We start from the raw sequence: 16,655 nt of genomic DNA, 5'->3' as shown, positions 1-16,655 counted from the left end.
CTGCTCTCGCTGTGGAGGGAGGCTCCGACAGCATTCTGCGCTTTACTCATTGTTTCAAATCGGCCTGAACCTGATGAATTGGTTTTGCCCACGGATTTTTGGCCTGAACGTCAGCCGGTAGCGTATTAACCGCGCGGCGCGCTTCGTCTTTGCTGGCGTACACGCCGCTGACGAGTACATACCACGGCTGCCCGTTGCGGGTGGTTTTATACACCACCACGTTGCTCAGGTTCTCTTTCTTCGCCCAGGCGTTAAGGTTGTTGTAGTTCGATGAACTGCTCAGCTGCAGGGTGTAGTGGTTACCCGGCGCGGATTTCAGGGCGTTGACGTTGCCGGTTGCGCCGCCGCTGGCAGAGGCTGCCGCGCTGGACGGTGCAGCAGAGGCCGCCGCTTTCGGTGCAGCGCTGGCTGCCGGGGCTGTCGGTTTCGCCGCTGCGGCTTTCGGCTCGCTGGTTTTGGTGGTGGTTTGCGGTTTGCTCTGGGCCGTTTCCGTTTTACGTGGCGCAGGCTCAATCACCGCACGCTGACGTTCGCGAACCGGGGCCGCTTTGGTGCCGGTCGGCTGTGGGGTACGGGTTGTCGCGGCACGCGCAGGCTCGCTGCCGTGAATCGCTGCCACCGTGGCAGGTTCGGTCGGCAGGGTAGATCCGGAGGCCACGTTATCAATCTGGCCCTGCTGTTGGGTCAGGGCATTGTTCAGATCGCCCGGCACCTCAACGCGACGCTGGTTATCCGGCGTGGCGGGAGCCTGGCCTTCGGTTGGCGTAGCGGCAACCGGCGGAACGGAGATCTCCTGCGGCGCGGCAGGGTTAGCCGCCGACGTAATACCCGGCTGCGGCTGGGCGCCGTTTGCCTGGTTCGCCGCCGTCTCGCTGTTGCCGGAGAGATCGATGCTGCGCTCGGCCGGCTGTTTATCAGCGGTGGCGTTATCGGTATTCGGGATGTTGAGCGCGGAGCCAATGCCGAAGATAAGCAGCAGCAGCACCAGAATGCCGAGGCCCATCATCAGATGCTGACGAGACACGGGCCCTTTAGCCGGAGCCGCTTTGCTTTTGCGTCGGCGCGGACGCGGCGCGGCGTCGTCTTCAGCCAGCGCCTCATCGGCCGGATAGTCATCCTCATCACGCTCACGCGTGCGGCGCGCGCGTGACGGGCGCGGATCGTCCCCATCCAGATCCACATCATCAAAATTGATCTGTGGTTCGTTGTTACCGCCGGTTTTACGACCGCGGGCAGGACGATCGCTGGGATCGGGTTTCAGCTCGTCTTCTGGTTTGAACTCATCCATTTAACACCCCACTCAAAGGTTCGGCCTGTCTTGCGACGTGACGCCTTACCCAAAGTTAAAAATCGCCCGACTGCGGCGACCAGACCCTCTAATAATATGACCCGTTACTGCATAACGTAGCGGAAACGACGGTATTTATACGAATCGTTAACCCGCGCAGCGTTGCGTACGGGCTATGCGGACTGACAATCCGCGATGGCGCTTAATACCACATCATGCGGCACGCCGCTTCGCAGCTCACTGTTCCCAATACCCAGCGGGAGCACCAGACGCAGCTCGCCGCCCAATACTTTTTTATCACGCATCATGTGCGGCAGGTAGTCTTCAGGCGCCATTGTCTCCGGGCCGGTGACCGGCAGACCCGCGCGGGTCAGCAAGGTGATTACCCGCGCCGTCTCCTGCTCGCTGAACTGACCGAGACGCTGTGCCGTGCGGGCGGCCATTACCATGCCCGCTGCTACCGCCTCGCCGTGCAGCCAGTTGCCATACCCCATATGCGCCTCAATGGCGTGGCCGAAGGTATGCCCCAGGTTTAACAGCGCGCGCAGCCCGCTTTCGCGTTCGTCAGCGGCGACCACATCGGCTTTGATCTCGCAGCAGCGGCGAATGCAGTACGCCATCGCAGTGCCGTCGAGCGCCAGCAGCGCATCCAGATGCTCTTCGAGCCAGCTGAAGAACGCCGCGTCAAGAATGATGCCGTATTTGATCACTTCCGCCAGACCCGACGCCAGCTCGCGGGCGGGCAGCGTCTTCAGGCAATCCAGATCCACCACCACCGACGCGGGCTGATAGAACGCGCCGATCATGTTTTTGCCGAGGGGATGGTTGACGGCCGTTTTGCCGCCGACGGAGGAGTCCACCTGCGAAAGCAGGGTGGTAGGGACCTGAATAAAACGGACGCCGCGCTGGTAGCTGGCCGCCGCAAAGCCGGTCAGATCGCCAATGACACCGCCGCCTAAGGCGATCAGTGTGGTATCGCGGGCGTGGGGTTTTTCCAGCAGCGCGGTAAATACGGTATCCAGAACGGAGAGGCTTTTAAACTGCTCCCCGTCTGGAAGAATGACCTGATCAACGTTCACACCTGCCGCTTCGAGCACCTGACGCACTTTTGCCAGATAAACCGGGGCCAGCGTTTCATTGGTGACCAGCATCGCCTGATCGCCTGCTTTCAACGGCCAGAAAGAAGCCGGATCGTTAAATAATCCGGCTGCGATGGTGATTGGGTAACTACGTTCCCCGAGAGTGACGGTAATCCTCTCCATGACGCGAAGCCCACCTTCTTTTACTTATACCCGCAGGCAAGTGTGTGAGTAAGCCAGAATCAGTTGTTTTCCAGCATATGAATAATCTGGTTTGCGACCACTTTAGCGCTCTGGTCGTCAGTGCGAACCGTAACGTCCGCAATTTCTTCATACAGTGGATTGCGCTCGTTCGCCAGGGCTTCAAGCACCTCGCGCGGCGGCGTCTCTACCTGTAACAGTGGGCGTTTTTTATCACGCTGCGTACGCGCCAGCTGCTTCTCGATAGTGGTTTCAAGGTAGACCACCACACCACGGGCGGAGAGTCGGTTACGGGTTTCACGTGATTTCACGGAACCGCCGCCGGTAGCCAGCACAATACCCTGCTTTTCCGTTAGTTCATTGATCACTTTTTCTTCGCGATCGCGGAAACCTTCTTCGCCTTCTACATCGAAGACCCAGCCCACATCAGCTCCGGTTCGTTTCTCAATCTCTTGATCAGAATCGTAAAATTCCATATTGAGTTGTTGAGCTAACTGTCGCCCAATAGTGCTTTTGCCGGCACCCATAGGCCCAACCAGAAAGATATTGCGTTTCTCTGCCATTTTTTTGGTACTACTAAGACAATTCGTTGATGATAAACCCGCTTTGCATATATCCGGCGCCGCAGGACATGAACTGAAACCTCATAAGCGATAGTGCGAGAGTCAGACTGAAAATTATCTCAATACTCAAGCGGGTTTGGCAACCGAATAAATCACCGCGCCTGACGCGCAGGGTTGGAAAGGCTTCTTTCACGGAAGTGCCGCTTGAACAGACGCTCAAATCGGTACTCCTTGTATGATAATTCCTTCCGCGCGTCAAACTTCGAAGCCAGGTTTATGACAAAAAACAGGGGTTTCATCAGCGAACATTACTTCACGGCGACTAGTTTTGGCGTGATAAAAACCACCAGTTCGCGCCGCTCTTCATCCTTTCCATCATGGCGAAAAAGACCGCCCAGCAGCGGAAGCTGCCCAAGTATCGGGACACGATCGCTACCATCTTTGTGCTTTTGCTGAAAGATGCCACCCAGCGCAATGGTTTCACCATTTTTGACATCCACCATGGTTTCAATCTCTTGTTTATCAATGGCTAACACTTCCCCTTCTGCCTGTTGCAGCACCTGACCCGGCATATTCTGGCTGATGCGTAATTTCAGACGAATTCGCCCACCCTGCTGAATCACGGGCGTAACTTCCATTCCCAGCACCGCTTCCTTAAATTCCACGGAGGTTGCACCGCTTTCGCCACTGGAGACCTGATAGGGGATTTCACTGCCCTGCTTAATGCTGGCGGGCTGCTGATGGGAGGCCAGCAGACGCGGGCTGGCGATAATCTCCACCTGATGTCGCTGCTCAAGCGCCGAGAGTTCAAACGCCAGCATGCGCCCGTCGATGCGCCCGATAGTAAAGCCAAGCCGGGTTGAGGCGTTGGCAACGCTCAGATCCGCAGCCACCGACACGCCGCCGTCATCGCTTTCGCCGTTGCTCCATTTGACGCCCAGCTCACGCAGGCTTTGCTGGTTCATGGTGACAATGTGTGCCGCCAGCTCGACCTGCCCGAGCGGCGTATCCATGTCGCGAATCAGCGCTTTGAGTTGCTCCACCACGGCTTTGGTGTCGCGCACCATCAGGCTGTTGGTGCGTTTATCGGCCACCAGCGCGCCCTGAGGACTGAGCAGTTTCAGGCCAGAGGTGATGCTGGCCACCAGCTCTGCCGCCTCGGCATAATGCAACGGCAGGGTGGCGCTGGTGAGCGACGCCGGCTGCTGTGCGGCCCGTCTGGCCGCTTGCTCCGCAGGCCAGGTGCCGGGATAAACCCGCAATACGTTCCCTTCCCGGCGTGAATACAGCCCGGCGCTCTCAATCACCGTCTTAAACGCCTGGCTCCAGGGCACCTCGTTCAGCTGTAACGACACGTTACCCGCCACGCCCGGCGCAAGCACCAGGTTGCGCTTTTCACTTTCGGCCAGCGCCTGAAGCACCTGCCCCACCGGCACGTCGTCCACCGTCAGGGACACCCGATTTTCCAGGCCGCCCTGCGCCAGCGTGGGCAGGAGTAGTAGTGATAACCACAGCATGATTCCCTTCATTTTTTCTTCCTTGATACGTCAAACGTAACGTCTCCTGTGTGCAGGCGCCCCTCAGGCTGGCCTGCACCTCATAGCGGCTGACGGCACTGACCCGCACCCCGCCCGGCAAGGTATCTCTCGCCCGGACGCGCTGCCAGCTGCCGTCAGGATGCTGCAGCAGGGCGACAGAGTGCTCACCGGCGATCATCACCCCTTTGAGTAACCACGCCGTCTCCGGCATCTGGCAGCCCTGCCCCGGCATAGCAAAGGGGTCACGCCCGCAGGCCCACAGCGGAATACAGATCAACAGCCCGGCCACATAGTTAACCCGCATCGACACGCTCCAGGTTCAGCGTCAGACGCAGGCGTCCGTTGACCGGGGCCAGCGTGAACCCTGAGACGCTGAGCCAAAAGGGACTGAGCGTGGCAAACAGCCCCGGCGCCTTTGCCCAGTCGGCATCAGCCACCAGTTCTCCGCCGCCGGACACTTCCGGCCGCCAGCTTACGAAGCTCGCCTCATGCCGGGCACAGAACGCCACGGCGGAAAAGGTTGCGGGCCGCGCTTCACCAGCCAGTTGCGCCCGCTGCTGCTCCAGGGCCTGTCGGGTGGGCAGATGACGCAGTTGCGTGCTCAGGCGAAGGCGTTCATCGGCAAGGGGCAAGCGCTGCGTCTCATTGACCGGCGTCAGTCGGGCTACGCCTGCCGCCCCGAGCAGGCCCAGCAGTACCATAGCCATGGCGCCACTGACGGCCCGCAGCGTAGCCGATGCGCTCAGCCAGCGCTCAATCCATCCGGGCATGGTTCCCCTCCTGAGCCCAGCGCAGGCTAAAGGCGAACTGCCCCTGCTCGTTGCGGCCGGTTGCGCCAGGCGCCGGGGCTGAAAACGCCGGACCGGGCCAGGGCTGCGCGTCGAAAGCGGCCAGCGCCGCCGGGGTACGGGCAAAGCCGGTGGCGATAATCGCCCTGCCGCTGAACTGTAACTGCGTCAGCCAGAGGTCATCCGGCATCGCCGCCTCCAGCGCCGTGAGCCGGGACTGCCAGTGGCGATTTTCCGCAAGCCGGAGGGCGCGTTGCTGCGCGGATGCCTGGGCCGCGCCAACCTCTGTGGCCAGCGCGCTTATCGCGGTGACGCGCGATGCCAGCGCCGCCTGTAACGCGCGGGTATGCTCCTCCCATAGCCGCCCCGTCGCTGCGGGCGTTGCCGTCCGCTGGGCGAAGGTCGTGGCCAGGACGATAAGCTGCGAGCCGATCAGCAGCAGCCCCCAGACACGCAGGCGCTGCCTGCGCTGCATCGCTCGCCAGGCGAGAAGATTGGGCTGCACGCTCATGACATCGCCTCCCCCACCGCCAGCCCGATGGGCACCAGCCACTTTTCCGGCTCGAGCGGCAGCGGGGGCTGCAGGTGGGTAAAGGTACGCCATGGATCGAAGGCCTGCGCCTCCGGTGCCGCCACCCCGGCAGGCAGGGCGCACCAGGCCGCGTCATGCGGCGCCATACCGAGCAGCGCGCACGCCTGTTCAAAGGTGGCGACAGCGGGGGGTTCGCCCCATCCCCAGTGGGTGTCACACGCCAGATACCACTTCCCGCTGTGCCAGCTCACCAGCCCGCGCAACGGCGCGCTAAGATGCCTGACCAGCGCCCCGGGGGCGCTGGCATCGGGCGTGATCGCCGTCAGGTTGAGCCGGGCCTGGCGCGCGCAGCGCATCAGGCATGCCACTTCACCCTGCTGCGCCGCGATGACCGACAACGCTTTGCCATCGGCAGTGGGATGGTAATCAAGCGCGAGCGTCTCAGCGGCAACCCCCACCTGCCGCGCGGCAGCACCGGCGATGTAACGTTCACACTCCGGCTCGCTGAGCCTCGCGGTCGGTAGCGGGACCTGACGAAGCAGAGTGCGATGTGCCGGAAAACCCAGCCTCAGGCGATGCCACCCCGGCAGGGTTTTGCGCCACTGCCGCAGTACCGCGGTGAGCGCCTCCGGCTCCGCCACCACCCCGCCGACAAGGCAACCGTGCGGCAGCGGCAACTGCCACCAGCGGCGCAGCCGCAGCGCCCCCCGCCGCGCGGTCAGCGCCAGCGCCCTGATGCCATCTTCTTGAATTTCCAGACCTATCTGCCATTGCTCGTATGTCATAATCGGCGACCTCCCTGGCGCTACGGATGAAATTGACATATCAATGCTCCTGGCTTGCCTTTATACTACCGCGCGTTTGTTTATAAACTGCCCAGTTGAAACCAGATGGGAAATCTCCGGTGAAGTTCGTAAAGTATCTATTCATCCTTGCAGTGTGTTGCATCCTGCTGGGAGCAGGCTCGATATTCGGTCTGTACAAATATGTTGAGCCACAGCTGCCTGACGTTGCGACGTTAAAGGACGTGCGGCTGCAAATTCCTATGCAGATCTACAGCGCGGATGGCGAACTGATCGCCCAGTACGGTGAGAAACGCCGTATCCCGTTAACGCTCGGTGAAATTCCGCCGATCATGGTTAAGGCCTTCATTGCGACCGAGGACAGCCGCTTTTATGAGCATCACGGCGTCGATCCGGTGGGGATTTTCCGCGCCGCCAGCGTTGCGCTGTTCTCCGGCCATGCCTCGCAGGGCGCGAGTACCATTACCCAGCAGCTGGCACGTAACTTCTTTTTGAGTCCTGAGCGCACCCTGATGCGTAAAATCAAAGAGGTGTTCCTCGCCATCCGCATCGAACAGCTGATGACCAAGGATGAGATCCTTGAGCTGTACCTGAACAAAATCTATCTCGGCTACCGCTCCTACGGCGTCGGTTCCGCTGCGCAGGTCTACTTTGGCAAAGCGGTCGATCAGCTGACGCTGGGCGAGATGGCGACCATTGCCGGTCTGCCGAAAGCGCCGTCAACGTTCAACCCGCTCTATTCGATGGAGCGCGCGGTTGCGCGTCGCAACGTGGTGTTGTCGCGCATGCTGAGCGAGGGCTATATCAGCCAGGCGCAGTACGACGAGGCGCGCAACGAGACAATCGACGCCAGCTACCATGCCCCGCAGATCGCGTTTTCAGCGCCTTATCTGACTGAAATGGTGCGTCAGGATATGGTGAGCCGCTACGGCGAAAAGGCGTATGAAGACGGCTATCGCATCACCACCACCATCACCCGCAGAGTGCAGCTCGGCGCGCAGAGCGCGCTGCGTCAGAACGTCATTGATTACGATATGCGCCACGGCTACCGCGGACCCACCAACCAGCTGTGGAAAGTGGGTGAAATGCCGTGGGACCGCGAGAAAATTATCAGCACGCTGAAAACCGTACCGGGCTATGGCCCGCTGTTCCCGTCGGTGGTGACCTCGGCAAACCCGACGGAAGCCATTGCGCTTCTGGCTGACGGCACGTCCGTGTCACTGAAAATGGACAGCGTGCGCTGGGCGCGCGCCTACCGGTCAGATACCTCCCAGGGTCCGACGCCGCGTAAGGTTACCGACGTGGTGCAAGCCGGGCAGCAAATCTGGGTCCGCAAGGCCGACGATAAGTGGTGGCTGGCCCAGGTGCCGGAAGTGAACTCGGCGCTGGTCTCCATCAACCCGAAAAACGGCGCGGTGATGGCGCTGGTTGGCGGCTTCGACTTTAACCACAGCAAGTTCAACCGCGCCACCCAGGCGTTGCGCCAGGTGGGCTCGAACATCAAGCCGTTCCTCTATACCGCGGCGATGGATAAAGGCCTGACGCTGGCAAGTATTCTCAACGACGTGCCGATCTCCCGCTGGGATGCCGGGGCCGGTTCTGACTGGCGTCCGAAAAACTCGCCGCCGGAGTATGCAGGCCCCATCCGTCTTCGTCAGGGGCTGGGCCAGTCGAAAAACGTGGTGATGGTACGCGCGATGCGCGCCATGGGCGTCGACTATGCGGCTGAGTACCTGCAGCGCTTCGGCTTCCCGGCGCAAAACATCGTCCATACCGAATCGCTGGCGCTGGGCTCGGCGTCATTCACCCCGATGCAGGTCGCGCGCGGCTACGCGGTGATGGCTAACGGTGGCTTCCTCGTCGATCCGTACTACATCAGCAAAATTGAGAACGTTGAAGGCCAGACGCTGTTCGAAGCGCAGCCGAAGATCGCCTGCGCCGACTGCAATATTCCGGTGATCTATGGCGACACGCCGAAGTCCGACGTGCTGGAAAACAAAGACGTTGAGGATGTGGCGATTTCCCGGGAGCAGCAAAACGCCGTGGTGCCTATGCCGCAGCTTGAGCAGGCTAACCGCGAACTGGTCGCGCAGAGCCCTGCCCCGCAGTATGCGCCGCACGTGATCAATACCCCGCTTGCGTTCCTGATCAAAAGCGCCCTGAACACCAATATCTTCGGCGAGCCGGGCTGGCAAGGCACCGGCTGGCGCGCCGGTCGCGACTTGAAGCGTAACGATATCGGCGGGAAAACCGGGACCACCAACAGCTCGAAGGACGCCTGGTTCTCCGGCTACGGTCCGGGCGTTGTGACCTCGGTGTGGATTGGGTTTGACGATCACCGTCGCGATCTGGGCCGCACCTCTGCCTCCGGGGCGATTCCTGGCCAGATCTCCGGCTACGAAGGCGGTGCCAAGAGCGCGCAGCCTGCGTGGGACGCCTACATGAAGGTGGCACTGGACGGCGTACCGGAAGAACCCCTCACGCCGCCGGCCGGTATCGTTACGGTGAATATCGATCGCAGTACCGGTCAGCTGGCCAATGGCGGCAATAGCCGGGCGGAGTTCTTTATCGAGGGTACCCAGCCGACGCAGCATGCGGTGCAGGAGGTGGGGACCACCATTATCGATAACGGTGAAACCCAGGAACTGTTCTGACAAAAACGCGCCGAAAGGCGCGTTTTTTTATGGCGGTGAGGCGCAGGCGGAGGTCAGAGACGTCCCTGACCGCGCAACCATTCACGAATCAAAAACAGGGCGCTGACGTTTCGCGCTTCGTTGAAATCGGGATCTTCCAGCAGGTCCATCAAATGCGCCAGCGGCCAGCGCTCCTGCACCAGCGGCTCCGGCTCATCGCCCGTCAGTGATTCAGGGTAGAGATCTTCTGCCAGCATGATATTCATCTTGCTGGAGAAATAGGACGGCGCCATGGTGAGCTTCTTCAGGAAGGTAAGCTGCCTGGCGCCAAAGCCCACTTCCTCTTTCAGCTCGCGGTTGGCCGCCTGATGCGGGGTCTCCCCCGGATCGATAAGCCCTTTCGGAAAGCCCAGCTCGTATGACTCCAGCCCAACCGCATACTCCCGAATTAATATCAGGTGATCGTCGATAATCGGCACGATCATTACCGCTTCGCGGTTAGAGGGGCGCATGCGCTCGTACACCCGGCGTTCGCCGTTGCTGAACTCCAGATCCACGGATTCCACGTTAAACAGGCGTGAACGTGCTACCGTTTCGACATGCAGGATGGTGGGTTTTTGTAGTGGTTTACTCATCATGGCTGGTCTGAAAGTCAGAATAATGGTGTCATTGTGCGACATGCCGCACGGTTTGGGCAATGTTAATTGCCCCTTATTTACATACCTGTAACTTTACAAAAGCAATCATTTGAACGTTCATAAGTCAAGAGGTTGAAAATGTAATAGGAATTTGCTGATATTTCCGCTGTTCTGACTTTGCTAACATTGATTTACTGCTGGTATGCGTGACAAAACGCCCTCAAGAAAGTCTTGATACCTGCCGATAATCATTCAACTACCTGAATGCTTTAAGGGTTGCTTCCAACCACGCGTAATGAAAAAAAGATGGGTTTAATGGGGAAAGCATGAGCTCCTTGTTTATTGTAGTAGCTACTATGCTGGCCTGTGTGGTGATTGCAGGATGGGTTATCAGGCGTAATGCGCGCCAGCGCAACAAGATACCTTATCTCCACGTTTTCGCTGGGGCATCCACACGCAGATTGACGACAGACGAACGCAGCGCCGTAGAGGCCTATCTCGACACGCTGGCTCGTACTCAGCGGGCGCCAACGCCAACCGGCGCGCCCGCAGCGCCCGTGACTCTACGACTCAACGCCCACAGCAACACCGTCTATGGATTAACCCGCTCCATCACCCGCTACGGTCTGTCTACCGACGACTCGAACAAGTGGCGCTACTACCTCGACTCGCTTGAAGTGCACCTCCCGCCTTTCTGGGAGCAGGTCATCACCGATGATAACGAAGTGGAGCTTATCTGCACCGATACGCTGCCGCTGGTTATCGGGCTGAACGGCCACACGCTCCAGGATCCGCTCTATGAGTCGCAGGGCTATGCGCTGGAAAGCGTCACCGGCACCCAGGCCTCTATTCGCGGCGAAGAGAGCGAGCAGATTGAACTGCTCAACATTCGTCAGGAAACCCAGGAAGAGCATGCCCTGAGCCGTCCTGACGGGATGCGCGAAGCCCTGCTGATCTGCGCCTCGTTTCTGCTGTTCTTCTTCTGCCTCGTCAGCCCGGAAATCGTGCTGCCCTGGCTTGCTGGCGGCGCCATCATGCTGCTGGCCGCAGGGCTGTGGGGGCTGTTTGCGCCGCCCACCCAGACCGCGCTACGCGAAATTCACTGCCTGCGCGGCACGCCGAAGCGCTGGGGGTTGTTCGGGGAGTCAAACCAGGAGCAGATCAACAATATCTCGCTGGGCATTATTGACCTTATCTACCCCGCGCACTGGCAGCCCTGGATCCACCAGGATTTGGGGCATGAAACGGATATCGATATCTATCTTGACCGTCACGTTGTGCGCCAGGGCCGTTTTCTGTCGCTGCATGATGAGGTTAAAAACTTCCCGCTCCAGCACTGGATGCGCAGCCTGACCATTGCCGCCGGCGCGCTGGTGGTGCTTCTGATGCTGGTGATCTGGGTACCGCTTGATATGCCGCTCAAAATCACCATTTCCTGGCTGAAAGGCGCTCAGACGGTGGAAGCCACCAGCGTTGAGCAGCTTGAGCAGGCAGGGATCCGCGTCGGAGATACGCTCAAGGTGAACGGCACCGGGATGTGCAACATTCATACGTCGGGCAGCTACTCGTCACGGCAGAACTATCCGTTTATGCCGTTCGACTGCTCGCAGATCATCTGGAATAACGCCGCGCCGCTGCCGGTTCCGCAGTCGGATACCGTCACGAAAGCCGAGGCGTTGAGCGAAGCCATCACCAGCCAGCTCCACCCCAGCGCCGACGACAACAAGGTCAACCCGGGCCTGCGCTCGGCGATCCAACAGTCAGGCATGGTGCTGCTGGATGACTTCTCAGAAATTGTGCAGAAAACCCAGGATCTCTGCTCGGCGGAAGATGAGTGCGTGCGCCTGAAGAACGCGCTGGTGAACCTCGGCGGGACCAAAGACTGGGATACGCTGATTAAACGCGCCAACAGCGGTCAGCTGAAAGGCACCAACGTGCTGCTGCGCCAGGTGAGCGCCGAGTCGCTCGATAACCTGGTCACCACGTCGATTGCTCCCTTTGTGGCGCGGGAAACCGCCCGTGCGGCCCAGGCGCTCAACAGCCCGGCACCGGGCGGCTTTATGATCATCAGCGATGAAGGCAGCGATTTGGTCGAGCAACCCTGGCCGCCGGTACCGCTGTATGAACATCCGGCCCAGGATCAGTGGAAAGAGTTCCAGCGCCTGGCGGAAATGTTGATTCAGACCCCGTTCCGCGCTGAAGGGATCGTGACCGGCCTGCGTACCGATGCCAACGGCACCATTCATATCGATCTGCACAGCATTCCGGACAGCGCTGGCCTGTGGCGCTACACCGGTATCTGTCTGCTGCTGCTGGCAATGATCCTGTGCGCGGCGTTTAACGGCGTAATGGCCGTGCGTCGCTACCAGCGCAACCGCGCACGCCTGACGGAAATCCAGCAGTATTACGAGAGCTGCCTCAATCCGCGTCTCATGACGCCGCCCGATTCTCGCCCCATGTTCTGATTCAGCCCGCGCGACGGGTTTGTGATAATCTGTCGCGCACTTTTCCCTTCCGGCTGGAGTTTATATGCATCTGGATATCCCCTGGCAGGATATTGATACCGTCCTGCTGGACATGGACGGCACCCTGCTCGACCTCGCCTTCGATACCCGTTTCTGGCAACACCATGTGCCGGAGACCCTGAGCGCAACCCGCGGCATCGCACTGGACGCGGCACATCAGCTTATCCGCCAGGAGTATCACGCGGTGCAGCATACGCTAAACTGGTACTGTCTCGACTACTGGAGTGAACGTCTGGGGCTGGATATCCTCGCAATGACCACCGCGGAAGGGCCAAAGGCGGTGATGCGCGACGATACGGTGCCGTTCCTGGAGGCGCTGAAGGCCTGCGGCAAGCGGCGCATCCTGCTGACCAACGCGCATCCCCATAACCTGGCGGTGAAGCTTGAACACACCGGTCTCGGCGCGCACCTTGATTTATTACTTTCCACCCACACATTTGGATATCCCAAGGAAGATCAGCGGTTATGGCAGGCAGTAGCCCGTCATACCGGCCTTGATGCCGCTCGCACGCTGTTTATCGACGACAGCGAGCCGATTCTGGATGCTGCTGCCCTGTTTGGTATCCGTTATTGTCTTGGCGTCACCAACCCGGATTCGGGACTGGCTGAAAAAGCATATCTGCGCCATCCGGCGATGGGCGACTACCGCCGTTTTCTCCCGGCGCTGCAACCGGAGGAGTGAGCATGAAAGAGAAACCCGCAGCGGGCGTACGCCTCGACAAATGGCTCTGGGCTGCCCGATTCTACAAAACCCGCGCGCTGGCGCGTGAGATGGTGGAAGGCGGCAAGGTGCATTACAACGGCCAGCGCAGCAAGCCCAGTAAGGTGATGGAGCTTAATGCGGTGCTGGTTTTACGCCAGGGAAATGACGAACGCACCGTGATCGTGAAAGCGATAACCGACCAGCGCCGTCCGGCCAGCGAAGCGACCGCGCTCTATGAAGAGACGCCGGAAAGCATCGAGAAACGGGAAAAAATGGCCGCGGCCCGCAAGCTGAACGCGCTGTCGATGCCGCACCCGGATCGCCGCCCGGACAAAAAAGAGCGGCGCGACCTGATTCGATTTAAGGCCGGCGACAACGACCCGGCATAACACCCCAATCTGTAGCGTGACGCGCGCCGGTTCGCAGACCGGTTCGCGGCGCACTGCACTGTAACCAGAGGATGACGCGCCGCGTCGCCTCCGTAAGAGAGAAAATTATGGCCCAACACGACCAACTCCACCGTTATCTGTTTGAAAACTACGCCGTGCGCGGCGAGCTGGTAACGGTATCCGACACCTGGACGCAGATCCTTGAGAATCATGACTACCCGCAGCCGGTGAAGGTGATCCTTGGCGAGCTGCTGGTGGCAACCAGCCTGCTGACCGCAACGCTGAAGTTTGACGGCGACATCACCGTGCAGCTGCAGGGCGATGGCCCGATGACGCTGGCGGTGATCAACGGCAACAACAAGCAGGAAATGCGCGGCGTCGCGCGCGTGCAGGGCGAAGTGGCCCCCGATGCCAGCCTGAAAGATCTGGTGGGTAACGGGTATCTGGTCATCACCATCACCCCGGCCGAAGGCGAGCGCTATCAGGGCGTGGTAGGGCTGGAAGGCGACACGCTGGCCGCCTGCCTTGAAGACTACTTCCTGCGCTCCGAGCAGCTGCCGACCCGTCTGTTTATCCGCACCGGCGACGTCGAGGGCAAGCTCGCCGCAGGCGGCATGCTGTTGCAGGTCTTACCGGCCCAGGATGCCCAGGCAAACGACTTCGAGCACCTGGCGACCCTGACCGAAACCATCAAGGCGGAAGAGCTGCTCACCCTGCCGGCTACCGAGGTGCTGTGGCGCCTGTACCATGAAGAAGAGGTCACGGTATACGATCCGCAGGACGTCATCTTCAAGTGCACCTGCTCTCGCGCACGCTGCGCAGAGGCCCTGAAAACCCTGCCGGATGACGAAGTTGACAGCATGATCGCGGAAGATGGCGAAATCGACATGAATTGCGACTACTGCGGCAGCCATTACGTTTTCAATGCGATGGACATTGCCGAGGCGCGCAATAACGCCTCCCCGGCGGACCCGCAAATCCATTGATTGCCAGACGTCACCTTCGGGTGACGTTTTTTTTACTCGCGCTCCGCGGCAAACGGCAGGCGTTCGCCGTCAATCGACAGGTCGCGCCACGGCTGCGGCAGCGTCGTCAACCGGGACGACTGGGCGATTTTCCGGAGCGTGCTGGCATCCAGCGTCTTCGGCAGCGTGTAGAAATAGCCCACTCCCTGCCACGCCCCTCCCTGCTTGCTCATCACAAACGCACTGCGCATGCTGAAGTTAAACAGGATCCACTCCGGTTGCCCGTCGCCGTTCAGATCCTGCGCCAGCAGCATGCAGCTCGACACGCCGTTTTCCGGCAGACAGTCGCGGGCGCGCCAGACGTACTGTTTCGCCAGCGTCGCCCAGAACGCCGGTTCCGGCTGCGGCTGCGGTGCCGCAAGCGGTATCTGGCGAAACTCGTCGGGCCCGGCGGTACTCCCCGGCGTAACGCGCCCGCTCAGGGCCTCTTTTATCAGCCGCCGCAGTGCGGGATTGCCCTGAATGGCTGGATCGTCCTGAAGCGTACGCAGCGCCTCCCGGCCCCAGCGCAGCGAGTTCGACAGCATGGTGATGGTCGCGCTATCGAGCCGGGTCTTGTCCGCCTCGATGCGCGCCATCTGGCTGTGAACGCTGAGACGCCACGGGTTCAGGATCGGGGTATAGACCAGCGCCATAAACAGCGGCGCCACCATCAACACCACCTTACCGGTACGGCTGAAATCGCTGTCGCTGCGCCGCTGTCGCGCCAGGCTGATGACATAGCCGACAGACCAGAGTAGTGAAACGACGGTAATCAGGGCGGCATACAGGCGGTCCGGCGTCCAGCCGTACTGGGCGACGCGCAGCCACACGGCCCAGGCGGCAAGCAGCGCACACACCGGGGCAAACAGCAGCGCGCCGAGCAGCAGACGGCGCATCAGCGGCATATAAGGCGGCGCGTCGCGGCCGGGATACCACACCAGCGCCATCAGCAGCAGATACAGCAGGCACAGGGTATTGAGTAACCCGGCGCCCGAGATCTGCCGGGATATCGCCGCCATCCCGACGCCCGGCAGCGCCAGCATAAACAGCACCATTACCGCGCCCACCGCCGGCAGCAGGCCGGTTGCCACCAGCGTCAGCAGATGCTGCACCGACAGCATCAGACGCGGATTGCTGCGGCACAGCGTCACCGTCATGGCCACGATGCAGCCGGTAAAAATATGAATAAAGGCGCGGTTATCGAAGAACAGCGTGTTGAAAAAGTCGATGCCGATAAGTGAGAACAGCGAGGCACACAGCCACAGCACCAGCCAGCTCAGCCCGGTCGCCAGCAGCGACAGCAGCAGCGCCAGGCCGTTATGCCAGTACAGACGGAACAGCGACGGGAAATCGCCCCAGCGCCCGGCCTCAAGCCGGCTTTGCAGCCACGGCAGCGTCAGAAACAGCAGGCCAGAGAGCGTGAGAACATAGCCCCGCAGGGCATCACGCTGATCCCAGGTATCGAGCCCCTGCAGCGCGTGCACCAGCCAGGCGCACTGTGCCGCAACCAGCAGCAGCAGCGCGGCAATACCCAGCCACAGCAACGGCTGGCGCAGCGAGCGGGCGGCAAAAATCAGCGCGCTGGAGAGCGCCATGCTGCCTGCCAGCACAAACAGCAGCCAGCCGTGCTCTGCCGGGGTGGAAAAGAGGTCCGTTGTACGATTGAGCAGATAGATGACTCCGCCCTGAAGCATGCCCATCAGCGGCAGAACCCAGCGCAGGGGGGCAGAAAGCGGCGTTTCACTCTTCATGGTAGCGTTCCGTTGTTAACCAGCCTGCATGATAGCGCAGGCCATCTGCACTGTCTTAGCGGGACGAAGGACGATCGGCCCGGCACTTTCCTGCGACTGCCCTGACGGTTGCGAAAATGAATGCGGTTACACTCACAAACTTCCCGACGAATGCCCTACCAGGTCGCATATCCGAGATACATTCCGCCGCATATGTGGATAATCCTGCCATAATTTA

Annotated in this window: 15 protein-coding genes; 5 read left to right on the top strand and 10 right to left on the bottom strand. The window is 60.5% G+C overall.

The window, feature by feature from the left end:
* Positions 1-46 precede the first annotated feature (46 nt).
* The 8 genes from damX to pilM all read right to left on the bottom strand — a co-directional run bounded on the left by damX (position 47) and on the right by pilM (position 6,774).
* A complete protein-coding gene (damX, locus tag DW58_RS19495; protein ID WP_024562431.1) occupies positions 47-1,288 on the bottom strand; it encodes a cell division protein DamX in 1,242 nt (413 codons plus the stop codon).
* Positions 1,289-1,461: 173 nt separating this feature from the next.
* Entirely contained in the window at positions 1,462-2,550 is a 1,089-nt protein-coding gene (gene aroB / locus DW58_RS19490) for a 3-dehydroquinate synthase (RefSeq protein WP_024551073.1), read from the bottom strand.
* Between the two features lie 59 nt (positions 2,551-2,609).
* Complete coding sequence (aroK, locus tag DW58_RS19485) at positions 2,610-3,131, bottom strand: shikimate kinase AroK (RefSeq protein WP_024551072.1); 522 nt, start codon at positions 3,129-3,131, stop codon at positions 2,610-2,612.
* A gap of 308 nt (positions 3,132-3,439) precedes the next feature.
* The gene (gene pilQ, locus DW58_RS19475) at positions 3,440-4,588 is read right to left on the bottom strand and encodes a type IV pilus secretin PilQ (RefSeq protein WP_409371885.1); all 1,149 of its coding nucleotides are present in this window, start codon (positions 4,586-4,588) and stop codon (positions 3,440-3,442) included.
* Positions 4,527-4,901 (bottom strand): HofP DNA utilization family protein, encoded by a 375-nt coding sequence (locus DW58_RS21630; protein ID WP_409371884.1) that lies wholly within the window; start codon positions 4,899-4,901, stop codon positions 4,527-4,529. Before DW58_RS21630 ends, pilQ begins: the two co-directional genes overlap by 62 nt.
* A gap of 61 nt (positions 4,902-4,962) precedes the next feature.
* Positions 4,963-5,439, bottom strand: coding sequence for a HofO family protein (locus tag DW58_RS19470; RefSeq protein ID WP_024551070.1), 477 nt, complete (start codon positions 5,437-5,439; stop codon positions 4,963-4,965).
* The gene (locus DW58_RS19465) at positions 5,423-5,968 is read right to left on the bottom strand and encodes a PilN domain-containing protein (RefSeq protein WP_024551069.1); all 546 of its coding nucleotides are present in this window, start codon (positions 5,966-5,968) and stop codon (positions 5,423-5,425) included. The genes DW58_RS19470 and DW58_RS19465 overlap by 17 nt, the downstream gene beginning before the upstream one ends.
* A complete protein-coding gene (gene pilM / locus DW58_RS19460) occupies positions 5,965-6,774 on the bottom strand; it encodes a pilus assembly protein PilM (RefSeq protein ID WP_024562432.1) in 810 nt (269 codons plus the stop codon). Before pilM ends, DW58_RS19465 begins: the two co-directional genes overlap by 4 nt.
* 119 nt (positions 6,775-6,893) lie before the next feature.
* On the opposite strand from pilM, the gene mrcA reads away from it, so the two are divergent.
* A complete protein-coding gene (mrcA, locus tag DW58_RS19455; RefSeq protein WP_024549196.1) occupies positions 6,894-9,446 on the top strand; it encodes a peptidoglycan glycosyltransferase/peptidoglycan DD-transpeptidase MrcA in 2,553 nt (850 codons plus the stop codon).
* A 53-nt stretch (positions 9,447-9,499) separates the two neighbouring features.
* On the opposite strand, the gene nudE is transcribed toward mrcA, so the two are convergent.
* The gene (gene nudE, locus DW58_RS19450) at positions 9,500-10,060 is read right to left on the bottom strand and encodes an ADP compounds hydrolase NudE (protein WP_024549195.1); all 561 of its coding nucleotides are present in this window, start codon (positions 10,058-10,060) and stop codon (positions 9,500-9,502) included.
* Positions 10,061-10,389: 329 nt separating this feature from the next.
* Between nudE and DW58_RS19445 the strand changes: the two genes are divergently transcribed.
* From DW58_RS19445 to hslO, 4 genes are all read left to right on the top strand, one after another.
* Positions 10,390-12,528, top strand: coding sequence for an intracellular growth attenuator family protein (locus DW58_RS19445; RefSeq protein ID WP_024549194.1), 2,139 nt, complete (start codon positions 10,390-10,392; stop codon positions 12,526-12,528).
* Between the two features lie 64 nt (positions 12,529-12,592).
* Positions 12,593-13,270: a GMP/IMP nucleotidase gene (gene yrfG, locus DW58_RS19440; protein ID WP_024549193.1), complete on the top strand. Its 678-nt coding sequence runs from the start codon at positions 12,593-12,595 to the stop codon at positions 13,268-13,270.
* A 2-nt stretch (positions 13,271-13,272) separates the two neighbouring features.
* On the top strand, positions 13,273-13,680 hold the full coding sequence (gene hslR, locus DW58_RS19435) for a ribosome-associated heat shock protein Hsp15 (protein WP_024549192.1): 408 nt from the start codon (positions 13,273-13,275) through the stop codon (positions 13,678-13,680).
* A gap of 107 nt (positions 13,681-13,787) precedes the next feature.
* A complete protein-coding gene (gene hslO / locus DW58_RS19430) occupies positions 13,788-14,666 on the top strand; it encodes an Hsp33 family molecular chaperone HslO (protein ID WP_024549191.1) in 879 nt (292 codons plus the stop codon).
* A 32-nt stretch (positions 14,667-14,698) separates the two neighbouring features.
* Here hslO and DW58_RS19425 read toward each other — a convergent pair whose 3' ends face one another.
* Positions 14,699-16,438 (bottom strand): DUF4153 domain-containing protein, encoded by a 1,740-nt coding sequence (locus DW58_RS19425; RefSeq protein WP_024549190.1) that lies wholly within the window; start codon positions 16,436-16,438, stop codon positions 14,699-14,701.
* Positions 16,439-16,655 lie beyond the last annotated feature (217 nt).

It is taken from the genome of Siccibacter turicensis LMG 23730, assembly GCF_000463155.2.
Taxonomy (GTDB): Bacteria; Pseudomonadota; Gammaproteobacteria; order Enterobacterales; family Enterobacteriaceae; genus Siccibacter; species Siccibacter turicensis.
This window is presented reverse-complemented; position numbering and strand designations above follow the sequence as displayed.

Coding starts and splice junctions, on each gene's coding strand:
- yrfG (WP_024549193.1), top strand. CDS start 12,593: ATGCATCTGGATATCCCCTGGCAGGATATTGATACCGTCCTGCTGGAC.
- hslR (WP_024549192.1), top strand. CDS start 13,273: ATGAAAGAGAAACCCGCAGCGGGCGTACGCCTCGACAAATGGCTCTGG.
- aroB (WP_024551073.1), bottom strand. CDS start 2,550: ATGGAGAGGATTACCGTCACTCTCGGGGAACGTAGTTACCCAATCACC.
- damX (WP_024562431.1), bottom strand. CDS start 1,288: ATGGATGAGTTCAAACCAGAAGACGAGCTGAAACCCGATCCCAGCGAT.
- aroK (WP_024551072.1), bottom strand. CDS start 3,131: ATGGCAGAGAAACGCAATATCTTTCTGGTTGGGCCTATGGGTGCCGGC.
- DW58_RS19465 (WP_024551069.1), bottom strand. CDS start 5,968: ATGAGCGTGCAGCCCAATCTTCTCGCCTGGCGAGCGATGCAGCGCAGG.
- DW58_RS19470 (WP_024551070.1), bottom strand. CDS start 5,439: ATGCCCGGATGGATTGAGCGCTGGCTGAGCGCATCGGCTACGCTGCGG.
- DW58_RS19425 (WP_024549190.1), bottom strand. CDS start 16,438: ATGAAGAGTGAAACGCCGCTTTCTGCCCCCCTGCGCTGGGTTCTGCCG.
- nudE (WP_024549195.1), bottom strand. CDS start 10,060: ATGAGTAAACCACTACAAAAACCCACCATCCTGCATGTCGAAACGGTA.
- DW58_RS21630 (WP_409371884.1), bottom strand. CDS start 4,901: ATGCCGGGGCAGGGCTGCCAGATGCCGGAGACGGCGTGGTTACTCAAA.
- DW58_RS19445 (WP_024549194.1), top strand. CDS start 10,390: ATGAGCTCCTTGTTTATTGTAGTAGCTACTATGCTGGCCTGTGTGGTG.
- pilM (WP_024562432.1), bottom strand. CDS start 6,774: ATGACATACGAGCAATGGCAGATAGGTCTGGAAATTCAAGAAGATGGC.
- hslO (WP_024549191.1), top strand. CDS start 13,788: ATGGCCCAACACGACCAACTCCACCGTTATCTGTTTGAAAACTACGCC.